The sequence below is a fragment of the Microbacterium sp. M4A5_1d genome, from assembly GCF_053345465.1.
Window position 1 is genome coordinate 433754 of sequence record NZ_JBKFAD010000003.1, and the last position, 23879, is coordinate 457632.

23 protein-coding genes are annotated in these 23879 nt (G+C 70.6%); 13 read left to right on the forward strand and 10 right to left on the reverse strand.

Translation table 11 applies throughout. The annotated features are described in order from the left end of the window. The first annotated feature begins 4 nt into the window (after positions 1 to 4). The 8 genes from ACLBWJ_RS13995 to ACLBWJ_RS14030 all read left to right on the forward strand — a co-directional run bounded on the left by ACLBWJ_RS13995 (position 5) and on the right by ACLBWJ_RS14030 (position 7853). The gene (locus tag ACLBWJ_RS13995; protein ID WP_439117195.1) at positions 5 to 952 is read left to right on the forward strand and encodes an alpha/beta fold hydrolase; all 948 of its coding nucleotides are present in this window, start codon (positions 5 to 7) and stop codon (positions 950 to 952) included. Between the two features lie 526 nt (positions 953 to 1478). Beyond that, positions 1479 to 2990 (forward strand): ABC transporter substrate-binding protein, encoded by a 1512-nt coding sequence (locus tag ACLBWJ_RS14000; protein ID WP_447660565.1) that lies wholly within the window; start codon positions 1479 to 1481, stop codon positions 2988 to 2990. Then, the gene (locus ACLBWJ_RS14005; protein WP_274178833.1) at positions 2987 to 3937 is read left to right on the forward strand and encodes an ABC transporter permease; all 951 of its coding nucleotides are present in this window, start codon (positions 2987 to 2989) and stop codon (positions 3935 to 3937) included. Before ACLBWJ_RS14000 ends, ACLBWJ_RS14005 begins: the two co-directional genes overlap by 4 nt. After that, a complete protein-coding gene (locus tag ACLBWJ_RS14010) occupies positions 3934 to 4815 on the forward strand; it encodes an ABC transporter permease (RefSeq protein ID WP_323986298.1) in 882 nt (293 codons plus the stop codon). The genes ACLBWJ_RS14005 and ACLBWJ_RS14010 overlap by 4 nt, the downstream gene beginning before the upstream one ends. Next, entirely contained in the window at positions 4812 to 5594 is a 783-nt protein-coding gene (locus tag ACLBWJ_RS14015; protein WP_274178835.1) for an ATP-binding cassette domain-containing protein, read from the forward strand. Before ACLBWJ_RS14010 ends, ACLBWJ_RS14015 begins: the two co-directional genes overlap by 4 nt. Continuing rightward, on the forward strand, positions 5591 to 6400 hold the full coding sequence (locus tag ACLBWJ_RS14020; RefSeq protein ID WP_269267780.1) for an ABC transporter ATP-binding protein: 810 nt from the start codon (positions 5591 to 5593) through the stop codon (positions 6398 to 6400). Before ACLBWJ_RS14015 ends, ACLBWJ_RS14020 begins: the two co-directional genes overlap by 4 nt. 48 nt (positions 6401 to 6448) lie before the next feature. Next, a complete protein-coding gene (locus tag ACLBWJ_RS14025) occupies positions 6449 to 7501 on the forward strand; it encodes a M4 family metallopeptidase (protein ID WP_114588492.1) in 1053 nt (350 codons plus the stop codon). After that, positions 7494 to 7853, forward strand: a complete 360-nt coding sequence (locus tag ACLBWJ_RS14030; protein ID WP_274178836.1) for a protealysin inhibitor emfourin — start codon at positions 7494 to 7496, stop codon at positions 7851 to 7853. The genes ACLBWJ_RS14025 and ACLBWJ_RS14030 overlap by 8 nt, the downstream gene beginning before the upstream one ends. 4 nt (positions 7854 to 7857) lie before the next feature. Here ACLBWJ_RS14030 and ACLBWJ_RS14035 read toward each other — a convergent pair whose 3' ends face one another. Then, on the reverse strand, positions 7858 to 8484 hold the full coding sequence (locus ACLBWJ_RS14035) for an N-acetyltransferase family protein (RefSeq protein WP_447660566.1): 627 nt from the start codon (positions 8482 to 8484) through the stop codon (positions 7858 to 7860). 47 nt (positions 8485 to 8531) lie between these two features. After that, positions 8532 to 9188 (reverse strand): uracil-DNA glycosylase, encoded by a 657-nt coding sequence (locus ACLBWJ_RS14040; protein ID WP_404568858.1) that lies wholly within the window; start codon positions 9186 to 9188, stop codon positions 8532 to 8534. Positions 9189 to 9281: 93 nt separating this feature from the next. Here ACLBWJ_RS14040 and ACLBWJ_RS14045 point away from each other — a divergent pair, with 93 nt between their 5' ends. Next, positions 9282 to 10763, forward strand: a complete 1482-nt coding sequence (locus ACLBWJ_RS14045) for an MFS transporter (RefSeq protein ID WP_439117201.1) — start codon at positions 9282 to 9284, stop codon at positions 10761 to 10763. A 20-nt stretch (positions 10764 to 10783) separates the two neighbouring features. On the opposite strand, the gene ACLBWJ_RS14050 is transcribed toward ACLBWJ_RS14045, so the two are convergent. After that, complete coding sequence (locus tag ACLBWJ_RS14050; RefSeq protein ID WP_404568750.1) at positions 10784 to 11569, reverse strand: SDR family oxidoreductase; 786 nt, start codon at positions 11567 to 11569, stop codon at positions 10784 to 10786. Between the two features lie 120 nt (positions 11570 to 11689). On the opposite strand from ACLBWJ_RS14050, the gene ACLBWJ_RS14055 reads away from it, so the two are divergent. Continuing rightward, on the forward strand, positions 11690 to 13012 hold the full coding sequence (locus ACLBWJ_RS14055; protein ID WP_274178840.1) for a bifunctional o-acetylhomoserine/o-acetylserine sulfhydrylase: 1323 nt from the start codon (positions 11690 to 11692) through the stop codon (positions 13010 to 13012). Between the two features lie 78 nt (positions 13013 to 13090). Here the strand turns inward: ACLBWJ_RS14055 and ACLBWJ_RS14060 are convergent, their stop codons facing one another. Next, positions 13091 to 14122: a TerC family protein gene (locus tag ACLBWJ_RS14060; RefSeq protein WP_112617318.1), complete on the reverse strand. Its 1032-nt coding sequence runs from the start codon at positions 14120 to 14122 to the stop codon at positions 13091 to 13093. A gap of 180 nt (positions 14123 to 14302) precedes the next feature. On the opposite strand from ACLBWJ_RS14060, the gene ACLBWJ_RS14065 reads away from it, so the two are divergent. Then, positions 14303 to 15319 (forward strand): DUF2332 domain-containing protein, encoded by a 1017-nt coding sequence (locus tag ACLBWJ_RS14065; protein WP_447660567.1) that lies wholly within the window; start codon positions 14303 to 14305, stop codon positions 15317 to 15319. Positions 15320 to 15364: 45 nt separating this feature from the next. Then, positions 15365 to 16567, forward strand: a complete 1203-nt coding sequence (gene metX / locus ACLBWJ_RS14070) for a homoserine O-acetyltransferase MetX (protein ID WP_447660568.1) — start codon at positions 15365 to 15367, stop codon at positions 16565 to 16567. Between the two features lie 4 nt (positions 16568 to 16571). Here metX and ACLBWJ_RS14075 read toward each other — a convergent pair whose 3' ends face one another. Genes ACLBWJ_RS14075 through ACLBWJ_RS14090 form a run of 4 tightly spaced genes read right to left on the reverse strand, consistent with a single transcriptional unit; the run spans position 16572 to position 20283 of the window. Beyond that, positions 16572 to 17828 (reverse strand): MFS transporter, encoded by a 1257-nt coding sequence (locus ACLBWJ_RS14075; RefSeq protein WP_404568752.1) that lies wholly within the window; start codon positions 17826 to 17828, stop codon positions 16572 to 16574. Next, positions 17825 to 18169 carry a thiamine-binding protein gene (locus tag ACLBWJ_RS14080; protein ID WP_447660569.1) on the reverse strand — a complete coding sequence of 115 codons (345 nt, stop codon included), beginning with the start codon at positions 18167 to 18169 and terminating at the stop codon, positions 17825 to 17827. The genes ACLBWJ_RS14075 and ACLBWJ_RS14080 overlap by 4 nt, the downstream gene beginning before the upstream one ends. A 14-nt stretch (positions 18170 to 18183) precedes the next feature. Further along, complete coding sequence (locus tag ACLBWJ_RS14085) at positions 18184 to 19389, reverse strand: glycosyltransferase family 87 protein (protein ID WP_274178843.1); 1206 nt, start codon at positions 19387 to 19389, stop codon at positions 18184 to 18186. 42 nt (positions 19390 to 19431) lie between these two features. Continuing rightward, positions 19432 to 20283 (reverse strand): ADP-dependent NAD(P)H-hydrate dehydratase, encoded by an 852-nt coding sequence (locus ACLBWJ_RS14090; RefSeq protein WP_274178844.1) that lies wholly within the window; start codon positions 20281 to 20283, stop codon positions 19432 to 19434. A 35-nt stretch (positions 20284 to 20318) separates the two neighbouring features. On the opposite strand from ACLBWJ_RS14090, the gene ACLBWJ_RS14095 reads away from it, so the two are divergent. Further along, entirely contained in the window at positions 20319 to 21386 is a 1068-nt protein-coding gene (locus ACLBWJ_RS14095; RefSeq protein WP_274178845.1) for an NADH:flavin oxidoreductase/NADH oxidase, read from the forward strand. Positions 21387 to 21410: 24 nt separating this feature from the next. On the opposite strand, the gene ACLBWJ_RS14100 is transcribed toward ACLBWJ_RS14095, so the two are convergent. Both ACLBWJ_RS14100 and ACLBWJ_RS14105 read right to left on the reverse strand, forming a co-directional pair. Next, the gene (locus ACLBWJ_RS14100) at positions 21411 to 22469 is read right to left on the reverse strand and encodes a hemolysin family protein (protein ID WP_114588501.1); all 1059 of its coding nucleotides are present in this window, start codon (positions 22467 to 22469) and stop codon (positions 21411 to 21413) included. Then, complete coding sequence (locus tag ACLBWJ_RS14105) at positions 22466 to 23833, reverse strand: hemolysin family protein (protein WP_447660570.1); 1368 nt, start codon at positions 23831 to 23833, stop codon at positions 22466 to 22468. Before ACLBWJ_RS14105 ends, ACLBWJ_RS14100 begins: the two co-directional genes overlap by 4 nt. Positions 23834 to 23879: the final 46 nt, after the last annotated feature.

The following is a 23879-nucleotide window of genomic DNA, read 5'->3' on the forward strand; positions in this document are numbered from 1 at the left end:
CCCGATGCGAAGGATCACCGTGCACGACGACACGTTCGACGAGTTCTCGTTCCTGCCCGTCCAGGCCGCTGAGGCCGGCGTTCCGACACCCGCGGCCGAGCGGCTGTTCACCTTCGCCCCTGACGGGCGACCGGTCAGCGCGCTCCGACTCGGCGACGGCGAGCCCGAGGTCACCCTTCTTCACGGGGCCGGCCTCAACGCCCATACGTGGGATCGCACCGTCCTCGCGCTCGGGCGGCCGGCGCTGGCGATCGACCTGCCGGGACACGGTGACTCCGCGTGGCGCGACGACGCCGACTACACGGGACGGACGCTCGCGGCCGACATCGCTCCGGCGCTCGAGCAGTGGACGGCGACGCCGCAGGTCGTGGTCGGGCAGTCGCTCGGCGGCCTCACGGCCGCGGCCCTCGCCGCAGCGCACCCCGAGCTGGTGCGTGCCCTCGTGATCGTCGACATCGCGCCCGGGCTCGACCCCGCCGGAGCGGCGTCGCAGATCCGGCGGTTCTTCGCCGGACCGACCAGCTGGGCCTCTCGCGCGGAGATGGTCGAGCGTGCACTGTCGTTCGGGCTCGGCGGAGACCGCACCGCGGCCGAGCGCGGCGTCTTCCTCAACTCGCGCGTGCGCGATGACGGCCGCGTGGAGTGGAAGCACCACTTCGCACACATCGCCAACGGGCTCGCCGCCGACCCCGGCGCCGCGGCCGCGGCATCCGAGCGGCAGGATGCGCTGGCGCCCGCCCTCGCGGCATCCGGCTGGGATGACTTCGCGGACGTGGCGGCGCCCATCACGCTCGTACGCGGCACTCGGGGCTATCTGACCGACGCCGACGTCGATCGGTTCGGCGAGCGCCTTCCCGCAGCGCGCATCGTCACGGTGGAATCGGGCCACAACGTGCAGGAGGAGCTCCCGACCGAGCTCGCTCGCATCATCCGCGACGCCGCCACCGCCTGACTCCCCCGCATACTGCGGGCTTTGTGCCGTCAACAGGCGGAGCCGACGTCACGGGCACCCGGGCGCCGCAGGAGGGTTGTTCAGCCTGTCAACGGCCGCGGCGCCGCGGCGAAGCCGTGCTGCGGCGCCGCCGACGGGCTCAACGCGCACGTGACCCAGCTGCGTCGCGCGATTCAGCTGTTCATCCTGGCGACGGAACCCCGCGAACAGCGGGCATCGCCGGGTTGGAGGGCGCCTCTGGTCGGCGGAGATCGGCCCGGTCTGCGCTCCTGCGGCGAGCTCCACCGGCCAAGCCGTACCGCCGACAGGCTCAACCGGCCTGCGGCCGTCTCACCCGCCCCGCAGCCCGCGCTCAGCCTGCGCACGGCACGCTCCCGAGCAAATAGGGAGTCGCCGTGCGACGCTGGACGTCGGTGAATGCGTCTCGCGGTCGTGGCGGACCCTAGGCTGTATGCCGCACTGAGTTCGCGGACGCGCATCGGACAGCAACGATGCCACCGCCCTTGCGAAAGGAACCCTCCTCCACATGCTCCGCCGCACCACCGTGACCGCCGCCGCACTGCTGGCTGCAGGCACCCTCCTCCTCGCCGGCTGCACCGGGTCGACCGAGCCCGGGCCGTCCGCCACCATGGGCGCCCCTGACCCGGACGCCAGCGTCAACATCCGCCTGGTGCTCGAGCCCTCGAACCTCGACATCCGGCAGACCGCGGGCATCTCGCTCGATCAGACGCTCATCGACAACGTCTATCAGGGCCTCGTCGCCCGCACCGCGGAGGGCGAGATCGTCGACGCGCTCGCCAGCGCCCACGAGGTTTCCGCAGACGGCTTGACCTACACGTTCACGTTGCGTGAGGGAGTCGCCTTCCACGACGGCCAGCCCCTCACGCCTCAGGATGTCGTCTCGTCGCTGACCACCCGGCAGGCCACCGCCGAATGGGCGGACAGCGAACGACTCGCCAACGTCACGTCGGTCACCGCCGACGGGCAGAAGATCGTGCTGACGCTGTCGCAGCCCGACTCGTCGCTGCTGTGGAACCTCACGGGCCGCGCGGGGATCATCCTCAAAGAAGGCGACACCGTCGACTACAACACCGCCGCCAACGGCACCGGGCCCTTCCGGCTGGCGAACTGGCGCCAGGGCGCCAGCCTGACGCTCGAGCGGAACGAGGCGTACTGGGGGGATGCGGCTCAGGTAGCCGACGTCACGTTCGACTTCATCCCCGACAACCAAGCAGCCATCAACGCCGCTCTCGCCGGCGAGATCGACGTCGTCGTCGGCTTCGACGCGAACCTCGCCGATCAGGTCGAGGGCGGCGGCGACTTCGTCGTCGAGACCGGCAGCGCGACCGATAAGAGCGTGCTCGCGATGAACTCCACGTCGGGGCCCCTGGCTGATGTCCGGGTGCGCGAGGCGATCCGAACCGCCATCGACCACGACGCGATCGTCGAGGCCGTCGGTGCAGGGCAGACGCTCTACGGTCCGATCCCCGAGGCCGACCCCGGATACGAGGACCTCTCGGATGTCGTCTCCTACGACCCTGAGGCAGCCCGGGCGCTGCTGAGTGAGGCCGGCGTCAGCGATCTCGCGCTGACCCTGACCATCCCGTCGGCCTACGGCACGACGCTCCCGCAGATCCTGGTCTCCAACTTCAACGACGTCGGGATCGACCTCAAGGTCAACCCCGTCGACTTCGGCACCTGGCTCAGCGACGTGTACACCAATAAGGACTACGAGCTCAGCGTCGTCAACCACGCCGAGCCGCGCGACTTCGAGAACTGGGCGAATCCCGACTACTACTTCACCTACGACAACGCCGAGGTGCAGGATCTCTACGCGCAGTCGCTGCTCGCGACGGACGAGCAGTCCGCCGATGACCTCCTGAAGAAGGCCGCGCGGATCGTGTCCGAGGACCACGCCGCCGATTGGCTCTACAACTGGGCTTCAGTGGTCGCGGTCGCCACGAACGTCTCGGGTATGCCCGTCGACAACGTGAACGCGCGCATCAACCTCGCCGAGATCGCCAAGAGCGACGGGTGATCCGTTACGCGCTGACGCGACTGGCCCTGCTGTTGCTGGGTCTGGTCGTCGCCAGCGTGCTGATCTTCGTGACGTTGCGGGTTCTGCCCGGCGATGTCGCGCAGCAGATCGCCGGAACCAACTCCACGCCGGAGCAGGTCGCGGCGCTGCGTGAACGCCTCGGTCTCGACGTGCCGTTGCCTACGCAGTACCTCGAGTGGGTGTCGGGGCTGCTGCGCGGCGACCTCGGCACGTCGCTGGTGACGGGCTCGCCCGTCGCGGCGGAGCTCGCCGCCAAGGCTCAGGTCACCGTTCCCCTCGGGCTCATGTCGATGTTCGTCGCACTGATCATCGCGCTTCCCTTCGGCGTGATCGCGGCCATCCGTCGCGGCCGCGCCGACGGCACGGCGCTCTCGTTCGGCGCGCAGGCGATCGCCGCCGTACCCGTGGTCTGGGCGGGCATGATGCTGGTCGTCGTGTTCGCGATCTGGCTTGGCTGGCTGCCCGCGCAGGGCTTCCCGCGCGGCGGGTGGGGCGACCCGGCGCGGGCCTTCGCCGCACTGATCCTTCCCGCGGTCACCATCGGCGTCGTCGAGGGCGCGATGCTGATGCGGTTCGTCCGCAGCGCCACGCTCTCGGCGATGGGGCAGGATTTCGTCCGCACCGCAGCTGCCAAGGGACTCACGCGCCGTGCCGCGCTGCTTCGCCACGGCCTGCCGACGGTCGGCCTGTCGATCATCAGCGTCCTGGGCCTGCAGGTCGCGGGCATCGTCGTGGGAGCGGTCGTGATCGAGCAGCTGTTCACCCTGCCGGGTATCGGCCGGATGCTGGTCTCGGATGTCGGCCTGCGCGATCTGCCGAAGGTCCAGGGCGAGCTCCTCGCGCTCACGGCGGTCGTTCTCGTCGTCGGTTTCATCGTCGACCTCGTGCATCGCGGTCTGGATCCGAGACAGCGGGAGGCCTCATGAACGACCGGATGCCGTGGCTGCGGCGACTGTGGTCGCTTCCTGCCGGCCGTTTCGGGCTCATCGTGGTCGTCACCATCGGGGTCGTGGCCGCGGTCTCGCTCGTCTGGACCCCGTTCGACCCGCAGCGGGTGGACATCCCGGCGCGGTGGAGCCCGCCGAGCTGGCCGCATCTGCTCGGCACCGACGCGTCGGGTCGCGACATCCTCTCGCTGCTGATCGCGGGGGCGCGCACGACGGTCCTCGTCGCCGCAGGCGCGGGCGTCGTCGCCACGCTGATCGGTATCGCACTCGCCTGCCTCGGCGCGCTCACCCGCCGCTGGACCCGCGAGGTCGTCGCCGTGCTCGTCGACATCCTGATCGCTTTTCCCGTGCTGCTGATCGCGATGATGATCTCGGCGGTGTGGGGTGGCTCACTGTGGGTGGTCGTCATCTCCGTCGGCATCGGATTCGGCGTCAACATCGCGCGCGTCACCCGGCCGGAGCTGCGCCGCACGCTGCACAGCGATTTCGTGCTCGCGGCGCGCGCCAACGGCCTCACGCCGTCGCAGATCGCCCTGCGCCACCTGCTCCCGAACGTCGCGCCCGTCTTCATCGTGCAGCTGTCGTGGGGCATGGCGGTCGCGGTCCTCGCCGAGGCGGGCCTGAGCTACCTCGGTTTCGGCGCTCCCCCCACGCAGCCCTCGTGGGGGCTGCTGCTGAGCGAGCTGCAGACGTACCTGACGGCGCATCCGCTGAGCGTCGTGTGGCCGGGGCTCGCGATCACGATCACCGTGCTGGGACTCAACCTCCTCGGCGACGGTCTGCGCGAGGCGACCGACCCGACGCTCGCCCGGCGGCGCTCCCCCGCCGCATCGCATACTCCGGCGGTGGTCGCATGAGTCTCGAGGTCGAGGGCCTGTCGGTCGTGCTCGACGGGCGCCGCGTGGTCGACGACGTGTCGTTCGGCGTCGCCGACGGCGCGCGGGTCGGGCTCATTGGGGAATCGGGGTCGGGCAAGTCGCTGACCGCCCTGGCTGTGCTCGGGCTGCTTCCCGACGGCGCCGAGGTCGAGGGCAGCATCCGGTGGAACGGGCGGGAGCTGATCGGCCTGCCGGACCGCGAGCTGGCCGCTCTCCGCGGCGAGCAGATCGGCATCGTCTTCCAGGAGCCTCAGACCGCCCTGAACCCGCTGCGGACGGTGGGCCGGCAGGTCGCGGAGCCCCTGCGCATCCACGGCCGCGCCGGCCGGCGTGAGGCTCTCGCACGGGCTCAGGCCGATGCTGATCGGGTGAGGCTCCCCGAGGGCGCGCTGCGCCGCTACCCGCATCAGCTCTCGGGCGGCCAGCGCCAGCGGGTGGCGATCGCCATGGCCCTGGCCGCTCGGCCGCGCCTGCTCATCGCCGACGAGCCGACGACCGCGCTCGACGTGACGATCCAGGCCGAGATCCTGGCGCTCCTGGGAGAGCTGGTCGAGAACGACGGGATGTCGCTGCTGTTCATCACCCACGACCTCGCCGTGCTGTCTCAGGTCGCGTCGGAGGCGGTCGTGCTCGAGCATGGTCGCGTCGTCGAGGACGGCACGGTCGCCGACCTGCTCACCGCTCCGCAGTCGGAGGTCACCCGTGGCCTGCTCCGCGACGCGACGGCCACGGTCTGGCGGCCGGAGGGAGACGCATGACAGGCGAGGTGCTCATCTCGGCGCGCGGCCTGAGCAAGCGCTATCGGGTGCGCGCCGGCGGTGCGGGTGCGCCACGACGCGAGACCGTCGCGCTCGACGACGTGGACGTCGATGTCCGCTCGGGCTCGGCGCTGGGGATCATCGGCGAATCGGGGTCGGGCAAGTCGACCCTCGTGCGGCTCCTCCTGGGCCTCGACACGCCCTCGACGGGAACGGTGACGATCGACGGGCGTCCCGTGGACGCCCGCGCGTCGGCTCGCAGCCTGCACTGGCTCCGCCGACGGACCGGCATCGTCTTCCAGGACCCGTACGCCTCGCTCGATCCCCGCATGAGCGTCGGCCGCATCATCGCTGAGCCCCTGTGGGCGCTCGACATTCCCGGCGACCGCCGCGCGCGCGTCCACGAGGTGCTGTCGGACGTCGGACTGGATGCCGACGCGGCGGAGCGCTACCCGCACGAGTTCTCGGGGGGTCAGCGCCAACGCATCGCGCTCGCCCGCGCGATCGCGCACCGCCCGGCGATCCTCGTCGGCGACGAGCCGCTGTCGGCGCTCGATGTGACGGTGCGGGCGCAGATCCTCGAGGTCTTGCGCCGTCTGCGTGCGGAACAGGGGATGACGCTGCTGCTGGTCTCGCATGACATCGGCGTGGTCCAGAACCTCTGCGACGAGGTCATCGTGATGACCGAGGGGCGCATCGTCGAGGAGGGCCCCACCGAGAAGGTGCTGCTCCAGCCGCAGGCGGCCTACACGCGTCGCCTCCTCGCCTCGGTGCCCGTGATCGACCCGCATCGCACGCAGGACTAGACGTCCCCTTCCGCACTCGATGTCGGTGACCGCCGCTACCGTGAGGCCATGCGCGCGATCATCCCCCCATACCTCCTCGCCCGCGTCGCCTCCGCTCGCGAGCCCCACCTCGCGCGGGCCGCGGTCGCCGCGCGGACCACCCTCGCCGCGCGTCCGTCCGATCTGGCCGGACGTTCGCAGCTGCGTCTCTCCGTCGAGCCGGGCGGCACTCTCGTCGCCGAGCGCATCGCCGCAGCCGACCGGGCCGTATCCGACGCGCAGGGCCGCGAAGAGCTTCCGGGCGTCCTCGTCCGCCGCGAAGACGACCCGCCCACCGGCGATCGCGCGGTCGACGAGGCCTTCGACGGGCTCGGCGCGACGTTCTCGTTCTTCCGCGACGCCTACGGCCGCGATTCGCTCGACGGGCGAGGCGGTGTGCTCGCGGCCACCGTCCACTACGGCGAGGCGTACGACAACGCGTTCTGGAACGGCGAGCGCATGGTCTTCGGCGACGGCGACGGCGAGGTGTTCACCGGGTTCACCGGGTCGCTGACCGTCATCGCCCACGAGCTGGCCCACGGCATCACCGAGTTCTCGGGAGGCCTGACGTACGCGGGTCAGTCCGGCGCTCTCAACGAGTCGCTGTCCGATGTGTTCGGCGCGCTCACCGAGCAGCACCGACTCGGCCAGAGCGCCGAGCAGGCGTCGTGGCTCATCGGCGCGGGCATATTCACGGATGCCGTCCAGGGGCGCGCCCTCCGGTCGCTGGCCGAACCCGGGTCGGCCTACGACGACGATGTTCTCGGACGCGACCCGCAGCCCGGGCACATGCGCGACTACGTCGTGACGACCAGCGACAACGGCGGGGTTCACATCAACTCGGGCATTCCCAACAGAGCGTTCCACCTCGTCGCAGCACGGCTGGGCGGCTACGCCTGGGAACGCGCGGGACTCATCTGGTATCGCACACTCACCTCGGGAGCGCTCTCCCCCGATTCCGACTTCGCTGCCTTCGCCGCCGCCACCATCGCCCAGGCCGTCGACGAGTACGGTGAGGAGACGGAGGAGGTCGCCGCCGTGCGTGCCGGATGGCAGGGCGTCGGCGTGCTGGAGGATGCCTGACACCCGTGACGACGGTTCCGCGGCGCAGCTGCGGATCGTCGTGGAGCGCACCGGCGGTTTCGCCGGCCTGACCCGGGCGTGGCGCGTCGAGCCGACGCCGGCTGACCGCGACGGGTGGCGCGAGCTGATAGGGCGGTGCCCCTGGCAGGAGATCGACGCGTCGGCACCGGCAGGCAAGACCGGATCGGGCGGGGCCGACCGCTTCCTTTGGCGGATCGCCGTCACCGACAGCGAGACGACGCGTCAGGCCGAGTTGAACGACGACCTCGACGAACCGTGGCGATCGCTCGTCGAGGCGGTGCGAACCGGTCACCCGGCCGAACCCGACCCGAATGCCGACGACGCGGGGTGAGGCCTCAGCCGGACTTCTGCGCGAAGAGTCCGCGCAGCCCCTTCTTCGGCTGCTCCAGCGACTTCTGCAGGTAGATCGTGCCCAGCCACCGGCCGAACTTGTGACCCACGCGCCCCATCCGGCCGACCTCGACGAACCCGAAACGCTCGTGCAGGGCGATCGACGCCTCGGCGCCCTTGTCGCTCACGACCGCGACGATCTCGCGCAGTCCCAGCTGCTGGCATGCGTCGATGAGTGCCTCGAGCAGCGCACGCCCGAGGCCCTTCCCGGTGGCCGCCTGACCGAGGTAGATGGACGTTTCGGCGGTGTAGCGGAATCCGGTCTTGCCGTTCCACGGCGACGCGAGTGCGTATCCCAGGATCTGCCCCATCGGCGACACCGCGACGAGGAACGGCAGCTTGAGCTTCGTCAGATAGTCGTACTTCTCGTGCCACTGCGCGAGCGACCACTTCTTCTCGTCGAAGGTCACGACGGAGTTGGTCACGTAGTAGTTGTAGATCTCGCGGATGTCGGGGAGGTCATCCGGGCGCGCCGGCCGGATCTCGTACGAGAAGGGCCGTTCGGCTTCGGCCGGACGGCGCAGGTGCCGCGGCAGGCGTCGGCGGTCGCGGTTGGAGTCCTCCTCGAGCATGCAGCAACTCTACGGCGCAGACGTTTCGCGCCGATGACGACGGCGGTTCAGGCCTCCGGAATGCGCCAGTCGATAGGCTCGCCACCCCGCGCGACGAGCAGTTCGTTCACGCGCGAGAAGGGGCGCGACCCGAAGAAGCCACGGTTCGCCGAGAGCGGTGAGGGATGCGGCGACGCCACGATCGCCGCGTCGCCGAGCAGCGGCCGCAGGGTCGCGGCATCCTTCCCCCAGAGAACCGCCACGAGGGGGCGCTCCCGCGCTACCAGCGCGCGGATGGCGTGCTCCGTCACGCGTTCCCAGCCCCACCCCCGGTGGGATGCCGGTGCCCCGGGGGCGACCGTCAGCACTCGGTTCAGCAGCAGCACGCCCTGATCACTCCAGGCGGAGAGGTCGCCGTGCGGCGCGGGGGCGATGCCGAGGTCCGATTCGAGCTCCCGATAGATGTTCCCGAGGCTCCGGGGCAATGGCCGCACGTGGGCGTCGACCGCGAAGGAGAGTCCGATCGGATGCCCCGGGGTCGGGTAGGGATCCTGACCGACGATCAGGACGCGGACGTCGGCCATCGGCCGTTGGAAGGCGCGCAGCACCCGGTCGCCCGCCGGCAGGTACCCGCGACCGGCGGCGGTCTCGGCGCGCAGCCGGTCACCCAGCGACGCGATGTCACCGGCGACGGGTTGCAGCGCCTCGGCCCAATCGGGGGCCATCAGACCGGCGGCGGCGAGCTCGGGCAGGGAATGGGGCGTCACCCTCTCAGGGTAGGCCGGTCGTGCCGGTATGCTCGCCCCGTGTCGACGACGCTGCGCACCTCCGCTCTGGGCGTCACCGCGGGTCTGATCGGGTGGTTCATCCTGGTCGAGATCGTCAGCGGCATCCTGCAGGGCTATTACGTTCCGCTCTTCAGTGACATCGTCGCCGAGCTCGGGATCCACGACTCGGACGTGAACTGGTTCGAGGCCGCGCAACTGCTGCTGTCGGCGCTCGTCGTACCGGTGCTGGCCAAGCTCGGCGACATGTACGGGCACAAGCGGATCCTGCTGGTCGCAGCTGTCCTGACCGCCGCGGCGACCTGGTGGCTCGCGTTTGCGGCATCCTTCTGGACCTTCCTCATCGCCTGGGCGCTGCAGGGCTTCTACGTCGTCTGGCTCCCCCTCGAGATCGCGCTCATCTTCGAACGGGGCAGGCGGCAGAGCCGGGGCGTCTCGCTCACCCGGCGCGCGGCGGGGCTCCTGGTCGTCGGGCTTCAGGCCGGCGCGATCATGGGCGCATTGGCCGCGGGCCGGATCTACGCCGCCACAGCCGGCGACATGACGTTGACGCTGATCGTGCCGGCGGTGGCGGTGACCCTCGTCGCGATCGTCATCTGGCTCTGGGTGCCCGAGTCGAAGCCGGAGCCGGGCCGGCGGCAGCTGGACTCACGTGGCTTCGTGCTCCTCGCGGTCTCGTTGCTGTTCGTCACCAGCGCCCTGACGTTCCTCCGCTTGAACGGCCCCGCGGCCTTCTGGGTGTGGGCGCTGCTCCTCGCGGGAATCGTAGGTTTCGTCGTCTTCGGACGGTTCGAACTGCGCCAGCCCGACCCCGCGGTCGATATTCGGATGCTCGCCCGCCCGGAGATGTGGCCGGTGCAGGCCACCGCGTTCCTCGTCGGCATCAGTCTGCTCGGAGCCCAGGGCCCGTTGTCGACCTATGCGGGCACGGACCCTGCGCTCGGTTACGGTCTCGGGCTCGACGCCACCGACCGGTCGAACATCATCGGGGTCTACCTCGTGTCGCTCATCGTGGGCGCCGTACTGTTCGCGGTCACGTCTCGCCGAGCGAGTCCCCGGGTCGTCCTCATCGGCGCAGCGCTGCTCGTCGGCATCGGGTACGCGCTCTTCCTGCCGTTCCACCGGGAGCTCTGGCAGGTTCTGCTCAACCTCTGCATCGCGGGCCTGGGCTGTGGCGCGCTCGTCGGCGCGATGCCGGCTGCGGCGGCAGCGGCCGCCCCGCGCGGGCAGACCGGTGTGGCGTCGGCCATGACCAACACGACCAAGACCGTCGGCGGAACGTTCTCGTCGGCGATCTTCGGTGTGGTGCTGGCTGCCGGCGCGGGTGTCGTCGCGAGCGAGACCGCCGCCTCCCTCGGCGGTTACCTCACGGTGTGGGCCATCTGCGCCGCCGGCGGCTTCGTCGCAGCGGTCCTGCTGTTCGTCGTGCCGCGCGTGGCGTTCGCCGACGCTGAGGATGCCGCTCCGCAGCCCGCGGGCGGCACGGACGGGACCATCGCCCAGCCCCGCGGCTGAGGAGGCTGATCGCCCGGCGGTCAGGCTCCGGTCGACCGCGGACGCAGCGGACCGCGCGCCAGCAGGTGCTGCGCGGACTGCGCGACGGGACGCATCGTCACGAGGTCGAGGTTGACGTGCCCCGGCGCGTTCAGGGCGTACGCGACGACATCCGCCACGTCTTCGGCGACGAGAGGCTGCTCGACGCCCTCGTACAGGCGGTCCGCCGCTTCCTGGTCGCCGCCGAGACGGTTCAGCGTGAACTCCTCGGTGCGCACCATGCCGGGCGCGATCTCGACCACACGGATCGGCTCGCCGTTCAGCTCCAGCCGCAGCGCGTGGACGAGCATCGACTCCCCCGCCTTCGCCGCGTTGTAGCCGGCGCCTCCCGGGTAGGCCGTCTGAGCGGCGGTCGAGGTGACGTAGACGGTGTCGGCATGGCCGGAGCCCGCCGCGACGGCGCGTCGCAGCAGCGGGAGGAGAGCCGCGGTCAGCCGCTGCGCCGACAGGACGTTCGCCTCGAACATCCACTGCCAGTCCTCGGCCGCGCCGTCTTCGACGCGGTCGGTGCCGCGGGCACCGCCGGCGACGTGGACGAGGGCGTGGACATCGCCGGAGGCGGCGAGGTGCTCGGTGAGGGCGGCGACATCCCCCTCGCGGGTCAGATCCGCGGCGAATGAGGCGGAGCCGACCTCGACGTCGAGCGCCTCGAGGCGCTCCGCCCGCCGGGCGACGCCGACGACCTCCCACCCCGACGCCCGCAGCGCGCGGACGACCGCCTCGCCGATTCCCGAACTCGCACCGGTGACCACTGCACGTCGCGTCATGCTCCCACCGTAGCCGTCAGGTTACGCAGCGTGTCCCGCGCATTGTCGGGCACACCCGGTTTCCGTACGCTCGACCCAGGCCGGCGACCGTCGCCGCTTCCCGACCCGATGGAGCCACGCATGTCCGCATCCGAGAACTGGCGCTTCGAGACGAAGCAGATCCACACCGGAGCCGCACCGGACCCGGTCACCAAGGCACGGGCGACGCCGATCTACCAGACGACCTCGTACGTGTTCGACAACTCCGACCACGCCGCGAACCTGTTCTCGCTCGCGGAGTTCGGCAACATCTACACGCGCATCCAGAACCCCACGCAGGATGTCGTCGAGCAGCGCCTCGCCGCACTCGAGGGTGGCACCGGGGCCCTCCTCGTCGCGTCGGGTCAGGCCGCCGAGACGTTCGCGATCCTCAACATCGCCGAAGCCGGAGACCACTTCGTCGCCTCGAGCTCGATCTACGGCGGCACCTACAACCTGTTCAAGTACACGCTCGCCAAGCTCGGCATCGAGGTCACGTTCGTCGAGAACCAGGACGATCTCGGGGAGTGGCGCCGCGCAGTGCGGCCCAACACCAAGCTCTTCTTCGCCGAGACGATCGGCAACCCGCAGATCAACGTCCTCGACATCCGCGGTGTCTCCGACGTCGCCCACGAGGCCGGCGTGCCGCTCATCGTCGACAACACGATCGCCACGCCCTACCTCATCCGTCCCTTCGAGCACGGCGCCGACATCGTCGTGCACTCCGCCACGAAGTTCCTCGGCGGCCACGGCACGGTCATCGGCGGCGTCATCGTCGACGGCGGCAGCTTCCCCTGGACGGAGCACTCCGAGCGCTTCCCGGGGCTCACGACGCCCGACCCCTCGTACCACGGCGCCGTCTACACGCAGGCTGTCGGCGACGGCCTCGCCTACGTCATCAAGGCCCGCGTCCAGCTGCTGCGCGACCTCGGCGCGGCGATCTCACCCCAGAGCGCGTGGCTGCTCATCCAGGGCATCGAGACGCTCTCCCTGCGCATCGAGCGCCACGTGCAGAACGCACAGGAGATCGCCGAGTGGCTCGAGAACCATGAGGACATCGCCTCGGTCAACTACTCGGGCCTGCCGACCTCGCCCTGGTACGCCGCGGCCAACCGCTACGCGCCGAAGGGCGTCGGGGCGGTGCTGTCGTTCGAGCTGAAGGGCGGCGTCGCCGCCGGCCGCGCGTTCGTGGACTCGCTGCAGCTGTTCAGCCACCTCGCGAACATCGGTGACGTGCGGTCGCTCGTCATCCACCCCGCGTCGACGACGCACTCGCAGCTGACCCCGGAGCAGCAGCTCACGACGGGCGTCACCCCCGGCCTCGTCCGCCTGTCGGTGGGGCTGGAGAACATCGACGACCTCAAGGCCGACCTCGAGCAGGCCCTCGCGGCCGCGCGCAACGTCGCCGAGGCGGCGCGCGCCTGATCGTTCCTCCTCAGAACGACCGGATGCCCCGGACCACCGCGAGCGGTGGGGCCGGGGCATCCGTCGTTCGCGGCGCCGTCAGTCGGCGTCGGTGGCCGTCGTGATCTGCTCGCCCTGAACCTGCTCGCGGTCGTTCTTCGCCTTGTCCCCGCGCGTCTTGGCGAGGCTCGCGACGGTGGCGACCGCGACGGTAGCGGCGATGAACAGCAGCGAGAACCAGATCGGGATCTCGGGAACCCACAACAGCGGCTCACCGCCGTTGATGAAGGGCAGCTCGTTGACGTGGAGCGCGTGGAACACGAGCTTCACGCCGATGAAGGCGAGGATGACCGCCAGGCCCTGCGCGAGGTAGACCAGACGCTCCAGCAGACCGCCGATCAGGAAGAACAGCTGGCGCAGGCCCATCAGGGCGAAGGCGTTCGCCGTGAAGACGATGTAGGCCTCGTTGGTCAGACCGTAGATCGCCGGGATCGAGTCGACCGCGAAGACGAGGTCGATGAAGCCGATCGCGATGATGACGAGGAGCATCGGCGTGACGAAGCGCTTGCCGTCCTTCTGCACCGTCAGCTTGTCGCTGTTGTACTCGTCGGTCACGGGAAGGTGGCGGCGGACGAACGTCATGAACTTGCCGTTGGCCGGGTCGGAGTCACCGTGGGAGAAGGCCTGACGGTAGGCGAGGAAGAGCAGCAGCGCACCGAAGATGTAGAAGATCCATGAGAAGTTGTCGATGAGCGCCGCGCCGATGGCGATGAACGCGCCGCGCATGATGAGCGCGATCACGATGCCGATCATCAGCACCTTCTGCTGGTACTTCTTCGGCACCGCGAAGCCGGTCATGATGATCAGGAAGACGAAGAGGTTGTCGATCGACAGGGCCTTCTCGGTCAGGTAACCGGCGAAGTACTCGCCCGCGAACACCCAGCCCCAGCCCGGCACGAAGCCGATGACCACGCCGAAGATGAGCGCGAGGCCGATGTAGAACGCCGACCAGCGCGCCGATTCGGCGATCGTCGGCTCGTGCGGAGTGCGCACGTGCGCGAAGAACTCGTACACGAAGAAGGCGATGGTCACCGCGATGGTGATGATCCACACGAGCGGAGTGATGTCCACGAAGGCTCCAAGGGGTCGACAGTAGCGAACGGCCAGGTCTCCTTCATCCCCGGAGGGACCGGCGTCCCGGAATCCGACGTCGGATCCGTAATGACGAGAGCGCCGCAGGCGGAAGTACTCCCCTTGCTTCGCGGTATCTTACGCGACGATCGTGACGCTCAGCGCATCTACCCTGAAGCGATGGACGCCGACACCTCCCGCCGCTACCATGCGTTCGCCGACTGGTCCCGGGGCAGCTCGCCGCTCTACGCCGAATGGGCCGAGGGCATCGCCGGCGACGACGAGCTCACCGAGCGGATCGCGCTCCTGGGCGAGCGGCGCCGCCAGCCGAACCTCGTCTTCGCCGCTGCACGCTGGGCGGGATGCGGACTCGAGCCGTTCGCCGCTTGGCGCGAGCGGCTGATCTCGGAGTGGGACCGGGTCGCCGCCATCACCGCGGAGCGCCGCACGCAGACCAACGAGGTCGGACGCTGCGCCACCCTCCTGCCTCTCCTCTCCCGCATCGACGGACCGATCGCCCTCCTCGAGACCGGCACAGCCGCGGGCCTCTGCCTCTATCCCGACCGGTACGCGTACGAGTACGCGTCGCCCGGCGGCGAGCCGCTGCCGGCGATCATTCCTGAGGGGTCGGATGCCGCCCATCGCCCGCTATTGCGCTGCCGCATCGACGACCCCGGCGCCGTGCCCGAGTCGCTTCCCGACGTCGTCTGGCGCGCCGGCATCGACCTCGCCCCGATCGACGTGCGCGATACGGACGCGGTCTCCTGGCTCGAGACGCTCGTCTGGCCGGGCCCCGTCCACGACGAGCGCATCGGGCGACTCCGCGCTGCCGTCGAGGTGGCGCGGGCCGACCCACCGCGCATCGTCGCCGGCGACATCCTCGAACTCCTTCCCGAGGTCGAAGCCGAGAGCCCGCCCGAGGCGACGCTCGTGGTCTTCCACAGCGCGGTGCTCCTCTACCTCGATGCCGACGAACGTCGCCGCTTCGCCGACCTCGTGAGCGCTCTCGGCGAACGGGTGAACCGCCGCGTCGTCTGGATCTCGAACGAGACGGTGGGCACCCTGCCGGAGATCGACGGACGGATGCCGCACGGCGTCGACCCCACCGGCAGCTTCGTCCAGACGATCGACGGGATGCCCGTCGCACTCGCGGGCCAGCACGGCGCGGCCTACGAGGTGTCTCCGTTCCGGTCGTGACGTAACACGCGAGCAGCGTGCGCCACGACCCGGGAGAATGGCGACATGGACTGGCAGACCTCCGAGGACACGGTGCCGAGCGCGCCGATCACGGAGGCCGATGCGCGCCTGCTGCGCGGACGCCCGCCCGCCACGGGCGCCTGGCGCGACGGCGACCCTGTCGGCCATCGGAGCTTCGGTGCGTTCGGTCCGCTCATCACCGAGAGCGGCGAGCAGCTGCCGAGCTTCCGCCTCGCCTACGAGACGTGGGGCGAGCTCTCACCCGAACGCGACAACGCCGTGCTCGTGCTCCACGCCCTCACCGGCGACAGCCACCTGCGCGGCGAGGCAGGCCCGGGGCACCCGACGGCCGGCTGGTGGGAGGACATCGTCGGTCCCGGTCTGGCGATCGACACCGACCGCTGGTTCGTGGTCGCCCCGAACATGCTGGGCGGCTGCCAGGGGTCGACGGGCCCCTCGTCGATCTCGTCCGACGGCTACGAATGGGCGGCTCGGTTCCCGTACCTCACGATCCGCGATCAGGTCGCCGCGCAGGTCCGGCTGGCCGACGCCCTCGGGGTCGAGGTGTGGGCCGCGGTCGTGGGCGGATCGATGGGCGGCATGCACGCGCTCGAGTGGGGTATCGGGCACCCCGACCGCCTGGAGCGACTCGCGATCCTCGCCGCCCCGCCCGTGAACACCGCCGACCAGATCGCGCTGAACTCGGTCCAGCTCGAAGCCATCCGCATCGACCCCAGGTTCCAGGACGGCGAGTACTACGACGCGGCAGACGGCGACGGCCCGCACCGCGGTCTCGCGCTCGCGCGCCGCATGGCTCTGCTGAACTACCGCAGCCCGACCGAGCTGAACCTGCGCTTCCAGCGCACGTGGCAGTCAGGCAAGAGCCCGCTCGGTCTCGGCGGACGCTTCGCGGTGGAGAGCTACCTCGACTTCCACGGCAACAAGTTCACGCGACGCTTCGACGCGAACAGCTACATCACGCTCGTCGAGGCGATGAACTCGCACGACGTCGGCCGTGACCGCGGCGGGATCGACGACGCCCTGGCACGCGTCACCGCGCGCACCCTCGTGCTGGGCATCGACTCCGACCGGCTGTTCCCCGTCGAGGGCCAGCACCGCATCGCCCGCGGCATCCGATCGACGATCGACGAGGCGGCGGTGGTGATCTCGAGCGATTTCGGGCACGACGCCTTCCTGATCGAGACGCCGATCGTCGGCGCTCACCTGCGACGGCTGCTCGAAAGCTGACGTCTCAGCGTGTCGGCGCAGGCGCGTCGGATCGGTCGATCAGCGAAGGCGAGCGCCGCCGCGCACGAGCCTCGACGGCGAAGCTCGCGCACGCGACCCCGAACCCGGCGAGGGCGAGGACGACCCCCACCCAGACCGGCGCGACGAACCCGAGCCCGGCGGCGATGACGACCCCGCCGAGTGCCGCACCCAACGCGTTGCCCATGTTGAGCGCCGAGTGGTTCAGCGCCGCCGCGATCGACTGGTTGTCGCCCGCGACATCCATCAGCCTCGTCTGGATGGTCGGGCTCAACGCCGACGAGAAGAACCCGACCAGGAAGACGAACAGGCCGACCGCCACGATCCAGCCGGCCGTCAGTGCGAGCAGCGCTTGAACCGCCGCAAGAGCGAGCAGGCCGCCCAGAAGGCTGCGCCGCAGATCGTTGTCGGCGAGCCTGCCTCCGACGAGGTTCCCGACGGTCATGCCGAGACCCGCGACGACGAGCACGATCGGCACCGCCCACTGCGGCGAGCCGGCCGCCTCGGTGACGAGGGTCGCGACGTAGCTGTAGACCGCGAAGAAGCCGCCGAAGCCGATCGCCCCGATGCCGAGCGCGAACCACACCTGGCCGATGCCGAAGACCCGCAGTTCGGCGCGCAGGGTGCGCGACGGCTCCCCTGCGTGATGCGGGACGGTCAGTGCGATCGCCACGGTGGCCAGCGCGAAGATCGCCGCGACGACGAGGAACGCGGCCCGCCAACCGAACTGCTGGCCGAGGAAGGTGCCGAGCGGAACACCCACGACGTTGGCGATCGTGAGGCCCGTCAGCACGAACGCGACGCCCTGCGCACGCTTGCCCGGACCCAGGACGTCGGCGGCGACGAGAGCACCGATGCCGAAGTAGGCACCGTGTGGCAGGGCCGCGAGGAACCGGGATGCCGCGACGAGCTCGAACGTCGGCAGCACGAGGGTCAGCGCGTTGCCGAGGGTGAGGGCGAGCGCGAGGAAGACCATGACCCGGTGCCGCGGGTACTTCGCCACGACTCCTGCGATGGTCGGCGCCCCCACGACGACGCCGGCGGCGTAGAGCGTGATGAGCCACCCCGCCTGGGCGATCGCGGCTTCCGGATCGCTCGCGTAGACGGAGGGCAGCAGCTCGCCGGCGATCTCCGGCAGAAGGCCCATGACGACGAACTCCGTCATCCCGATGCCGAAGCTGCCGATCGCGAGCGAGAGCAGGGCCCGGCGGGCGGTCGGGCGGGAGATGGCGGGCGTCGTCACTCCGGGAGCGTAGCGCCGCGCTCGCCCTCATGTCGAATCGATTCGAGCGCGCCCTCGAGGCGCTCGATCTTGCCGTCGAGCTCGCCGCTGTAGCCCGGCCGGATGTCGGCCTTGAGCACGAGCGATACGCGTGACCCGAACGGCATGACCGCCTCGGTCGCGTGCTTGACGACGGCCATCACCTCCTCCCACTCCCCCTCGACCTCGGTGAACATCGAAGTGGTGCGGTGCGGCAGGCCGGATGCCCGCACGACGGCCACGGCTGCGGCGACGGCATCGTGCACCGAGCCGTCGGGATTGCTGCCGGTGCCGCTGGGAGCGACGGAGAAGGCGATGAGCATGATGGACCTCCGGATCAGGCGGGGATGGATGACGGCGTCCGGACCGGCACCCGGACGAGGCGCACCACCATCCAGACACCGAGGACGATGAGCAGGGCGTTGCGCACGGTGAGGATGCCGACGCCGAGGGGATGCGCCGCGAGGACCTCGCCGTAGAACACCGGGTACACGAGCTGGGTGAGCGCGCTGAGCACGAGGACGAGGATCGCCGGTCGCACCCAGGCGCGGCGCGCGACGACCAGTCCGAGCACGACGGGCGGGACGAGCCAGCACAGGTACTGCGGCGAACCGACCTTGTTGAGCACGATGAAGACGGTGACGATCGCGAGCGCCGCGACGGGCAGAAGGTCGCGCACCGCAGCGCCACGGCGCACCTTGAGGGCGGCGACGACCGCCACGGCCCCCACCCCGATCATGAGGATCGGAGTCATCGACGCGATGACCGGATCGATCTCGGTGCCGGTCACCTGGAACGTCAGGATCTCGGTCGAGTAGTAGACGAAGAACCCCGGGATGCCGAGCATCTGCCCCCACAGGTAGAACATGCTCACGGGCGCCTCGACCTGAAGACCGCGCCCCGTCTGATCTCCGATGAACCCGAGCGCATGGTCGAGGCCACCGGCGGCGACGACGGCCGCGAGCGTCGCGACCGAGACGACGAGCCCGGCACCGACGAGCGCCCACCGCCGCCGGAGCGCGATGACCGCGGCGGCGATGATCGCCGCGGGCCAGACCTTGATCCATGTCGCCACGGCGAGCAGGATGCCGGCCAGCCAGGGCCGTCCGCGAAGCCACAGGCCACCCATCACGGCGAGCGCGACGGTGACGGCGTCGAGCCGGTAGAGGCCGACCGGGCCGAGGAGCAGAATCGCCGCGAGCCAGAACCACGCCGCCGTCACGCGTCCGCGCGATCGCGCGCGGCCCACGAGGACCGCGAAGGCGACGGCGTCCAGAGCCGTGACGAAGATGGCCCAGCCCACCGTGTAGCCGGCGATCCACGCGAACCCGTGGGCGAGCACAAGCGGGACGAGGGCGAGCTGGGGGTACACCCAGTCCTCGTCGATCCCCACGATGCCCTCACCGGCGAGCGCTCGCTGCGACCAGGGTTCGTAGACGAGGTAGACATCCCCCATCGGCTGATTCGGGAGCACGAATCCGAGCACCGAGACCACGACGTGGACGAGCGCGAACGCGACCCACAGCGTTCCCCGTCTCGACACCGTCACATCCTACGGTGAGGCCATTGGGGCCCACCGGTGGTGTCAGCGGGCGGCCGGGTCGCCGCCGGAGAGCAGCACGTGGATCACGGCGGGTACGGCCTCGGCGACGTCCAGCGCCGTGATCGGGCCGGGACCGGCACCGCGACCGGCATGTCCGTGGATGTACGCCGCCGCGGCGGCCAGCGGTGCCAGGGCCGCGGCATCCAGATCGTGCTGCGCGCCCCGGGCCGCCACGACAGCACCCAGGATGCCGCCGAGCACGTCACCGGTGCCCGCGGTGGCGAGCCACCCGGTGCCGGCCCGGACGACGGCGGTCCATCCGTCGGGGGCCGCGACGACGGTCTCGGCGCCCTTGAGCAGCACGGTGATCCCGGCCGCGGCCGCGGTCTCGCGGGCGGCCTCGATGCGGTCGGTCAGTGACGTCGGTGTCACGTCGTCGAGGCCGAGCAGCCCGCGCAGGCGCGCGTGCTCGCTCTGGTGCGGCGTGACGACGAGCGGGGCGGTCGCGCCGGGGACCAGGTCGAGGGCCCCGGCGTCGACGACGACGGGGAGGTCGCCCTGCAGCAGCTCTCCCAGCCGTGCGGTCTCGGCGGCGGGCCGGGTCGCGGCATCCGTCCCCGATCCGATCAGCCACGCCTGCACGCGGCCCGGCGCCGTGACCGTCTCGGGCCGGCGCTGGAGCACGAGGTCGGCGGGACGCTCGGGGCCGAGGTAGCGGACCATCCCGATGCCCGTCCGCCAGGCGGCCTCGACACCGAGCACGGCGGCACCGGGATACTCCTGCGATCCGGTTCGCACACCGAGCACCCCGCGGGAATACTTGTGGTCGTCGGCAGTTGGCTTGCGCAGGAGCGCGACCGTGTCGCGCGCATCCCATTCGTGGATCTCGACCATGGCGCCACCCTATCGGCGCCCCGAAGGAGCCCGGCGTGAGCCAGTTGTTCAGCCCCCTGACCATCCGAACCGTCGAGGTGCGCAACCGCCTCTGGGTCGCCCCCATGTGCCAGTACTCGGCGCAGGACGGCATGCCGAACGACTGGCATCACGTCCACCTCGCGCAGTTCGCCTCGGGCGGCGCCGGACTCGTCATGGCCGAGGCGACCGCGGTCGTGCCCGAGGGTCGCATCACCCCCGAAGACACCGGCATCTGGAACGACGAGCAGCGCGACGCCTGGCGCCCGATCGTGACGGCGATCCACGACCGCGGCGCCGTGGCCGCGATCCAGCTCGCGCACGCGGGCCGCAAGGCGTCGACGTATTCGCCGTTCGCCGCCGAGCGCGGGACCGTGCCGGAGGCGGAGGGCGGCTGGCAGGCACTCGCCCCCTCGGCCGTCGCCTTCGACGGCTACGCCCGGCCCGACGAGCTCGAGCGCGCTGAGATCGACGCCCTCGTGACCGCGTTCGCCGATGGGGCACGCCGTTCACGCGAAGCCGGCTTCGACGTGCTCGAGATCCACGCGGCCCACGGCTATCTGCTGCACGAGTTCCTGTCGCCGTTGTCGAACCAGCGCACCGATGAGTACGGCGGGTCGCTCGAGAACCGCGCCCGGCTCCTGCTGCTCATCGTCGAGGCGGTTCGCGCCGCCGCTCCCGACGCCCCGCTGTTCGTGCGCTTCTCGGCGACCGACTGGGCCGAGGGCGGCTGGGATGTCGCCGAGACGGCGACGGTCTCGGCCTGGGCGCACGAGCGCGGCGCCGACCTCATCGACGTCTCGAGCGGCGGCCTCGTCGCACACCAGCGAATCACCACGGGACCGGGTTACCAGGTGCCCTTCGCGAGCCAGATCCGCGCGACCACCGGGCTGCCCGTCAGCGCGGTCGGCGAGATCACGACCGGCACGCAGGCCGAGGAGATCCTCGCCGCCGGAGACGCCGACGCGATCATGGCCGGCCGCGAGTGGCTGCGCGACCCCCACTTCGGGCTCCGTGCGGCCGACGAGCTGGGCGAGGACGCCTCGGTCTGGCCGCCCCAGTACGTCCGCGCGCGGCGCCGCTGAGCGAGCGTCGTCACCCGGCCAGGCTCAGGCCCAGCGAGGTGCGCGGCGCGTGGCGTCGTGCACCTCGCCGATGAGCTCCTCGATGATGTCCTCGAGGAAGAGCACCGCGGTGGTCCGCCCCTCAGCATCCCGAACCTGAGCGAGGTGACGGCTCGATCGGCGCATCAGAGCAAGCGCGTCCTCGAGGTCGGTCGTCTCGGCGACCGGCACCATGAGATGGATGCGCTTGGACTTGATCGGCCGCGATGCCGCGCCGTCGGCATCCTCCGCCTCTCGCAGTACGTCCTTGAGGTGCACGTACCCGACCGGCTGCTCGGTGTCATCGACGATGACGTAGCGCGAGAAGCCGTGCCGCGCGACGGCGCGCTCGACGTCTTCGGGCGTCGCGGTCTCGGGCAGGGTCACCAACTCGCCGAACGGCACGGCGACATCCGCCGCCTTCTTGTCGGTGAACTCCACGACGGCCGCGACCGTTCCGGACGCATCGTCGAGCACGCCCTCGATACGGGACGTCGCAACGATGGTCGCGACCTCGTCGAGCGTGTAGGTCGAGGTCGCCTCGTCCTTCGGTTCGACCCGGAACAGACGCACCGCGTGGTTGGCGATCCAGTTCAGGGCCACGATGATCGGGTAGAAGAGCCGCGAGACCCACCGCAGCGGCGTCGCCAGCAGCAGCACGGCTCGGTCGGGCAGCGAGAAGGCCAGGTTCTTCGGAACCATCTCGCCGAACACGACGTGCAGGTACGACACGACGATGAGCGCCACGGCGAAGGCGACGACATCGACCACCGCCTCGCCCCACCCGGTGAGCCCGAGCGGCACGGCCAGCAGGTGGTGGATCGCCGGCTCGGAGACGTTCAGGATCACCAGCGAGCAGATCGTGATGCCCAGCTGGCACGTCGCGAGCATGAGGGTCGCGTGCTCCATCGCCCACAGCGCGGTCTTCGCCGAGCGCGACCCCTTGTCGGCGAGGGGCTCGATCTGCGATCGGCGCGCGGAGATGACGGCGAACTCGCTCGCGACGAAGAACGCGTTGAAGGCCAGCAGCACGACGAGCCAGGCCAGTCCCGCCCAGTCGTTCATCGACGATCACCGTCCTCGCGGCGCGGCGCCGGTCGCATCGGCTCGACCGCGGACGCGGTCGGTGCCTCCTCGGGCACCGGGGTGGGCTCGAAACGCACGCGGTCGACCCGCCTGCCGTCCATCCGCTGCACGGTGAGCGTGCCGTCCTCGATCTCGACGGTGTCGCCGACGACCGGGATGCGCTCCAGCACACTCATCACGAACCCTCCGACGGTGTCGTAGACGTCGCCCTCGGGAACCCGGATGCCGGTGCGGTCGAGCACCTCGTCGGGACGCAGCTCGGCGGGGAAGACGATGCCGCCGGCGACCCTCAGCACCCCGGCGCGGTTGCGATCGTGCTCGTCGAGCACCTCGCCGACGATCTCCTCCACGAGATCCTCGAGCGTCACGACACCGGCCGTGCCGCCGTACTCGTCCACGACGATGGCCATCTGATACCCCCGGGCGCGCAGTTCGCTGAGCACGGCGTCGAGATGCACGGCCTCGGGCACCCGCAGCGGATCCTCCGCGATGGCGGCGGCGGGAACGTCTGCGCGGCGCTCGCGCGGGACGCTGACCGCCTGCTTGACGTGGACGATTCCGGTGATGTCGTCCATCGAGTCACCGAAGACCGGGAACCGGCTGTGGCCCGTGCGCCGCGCGACCTGGATGACGTCCTCGACGCTGTCGCCCGCAGCGACCGCGTGCAGGCTCGGGCGCGGCGTCATGACGTCGGCCGTGGTCAGCCGAGCGAAGGTGAGCGAACGGTCCAGCAGCGATGCGGTGTCCTTCTCGAGCACGCCCGCGCTCGCGGACCGGCGCACGAGGCTCGACAGCTCCTCCGCCGAACGGGCCCCCGACAGCTCCTCCTTGGGCTCGACGCCCATCGAGCGGAGCACTCCGTTCGCGCTGCCGTTGAGCACCGTGACGGCCGGCCGGAACACGGTCGTGAAGAGGGTCTGGAACGGGATGACGAGCTTCGCCGTCTGACGAGGGATCGCCAGAGCGAAGTTCTTCGGGACGAGCTCGCCGAGGATCATCGAGAAGATCGTCGCGATCGACACGCCCACGACGGCGGCGACGGGCCGCGACACGGTCTCGGCCCAGCCCCACGCCTCGAAGACCGGCGACAGCAGGTTCGAGATCGCCGGCTCCATCGTGTAACCGGTGAGCAGCGTCGTCAGCGTGATGCCGAGCTGCGCGCTCGACAGATGCGTCGAGGTGATCCGCAGCGCCGCGATCGTCATCGAGAGGCGCGATTCGCCCGCCGCCTGGCGGGCCTCGAGGTCCGCGCGATCGAGGTTGACGAGCGCAAACTCACTCGCGACGAACAGACCGGTGCCGACGGTCAGCAGGAGCCCCACGCCCAGCATGATGAAATCCATCAGGCGTCACCCCCGATCGGTCGGGGTCGGCGGGGCGAGGGTCGGC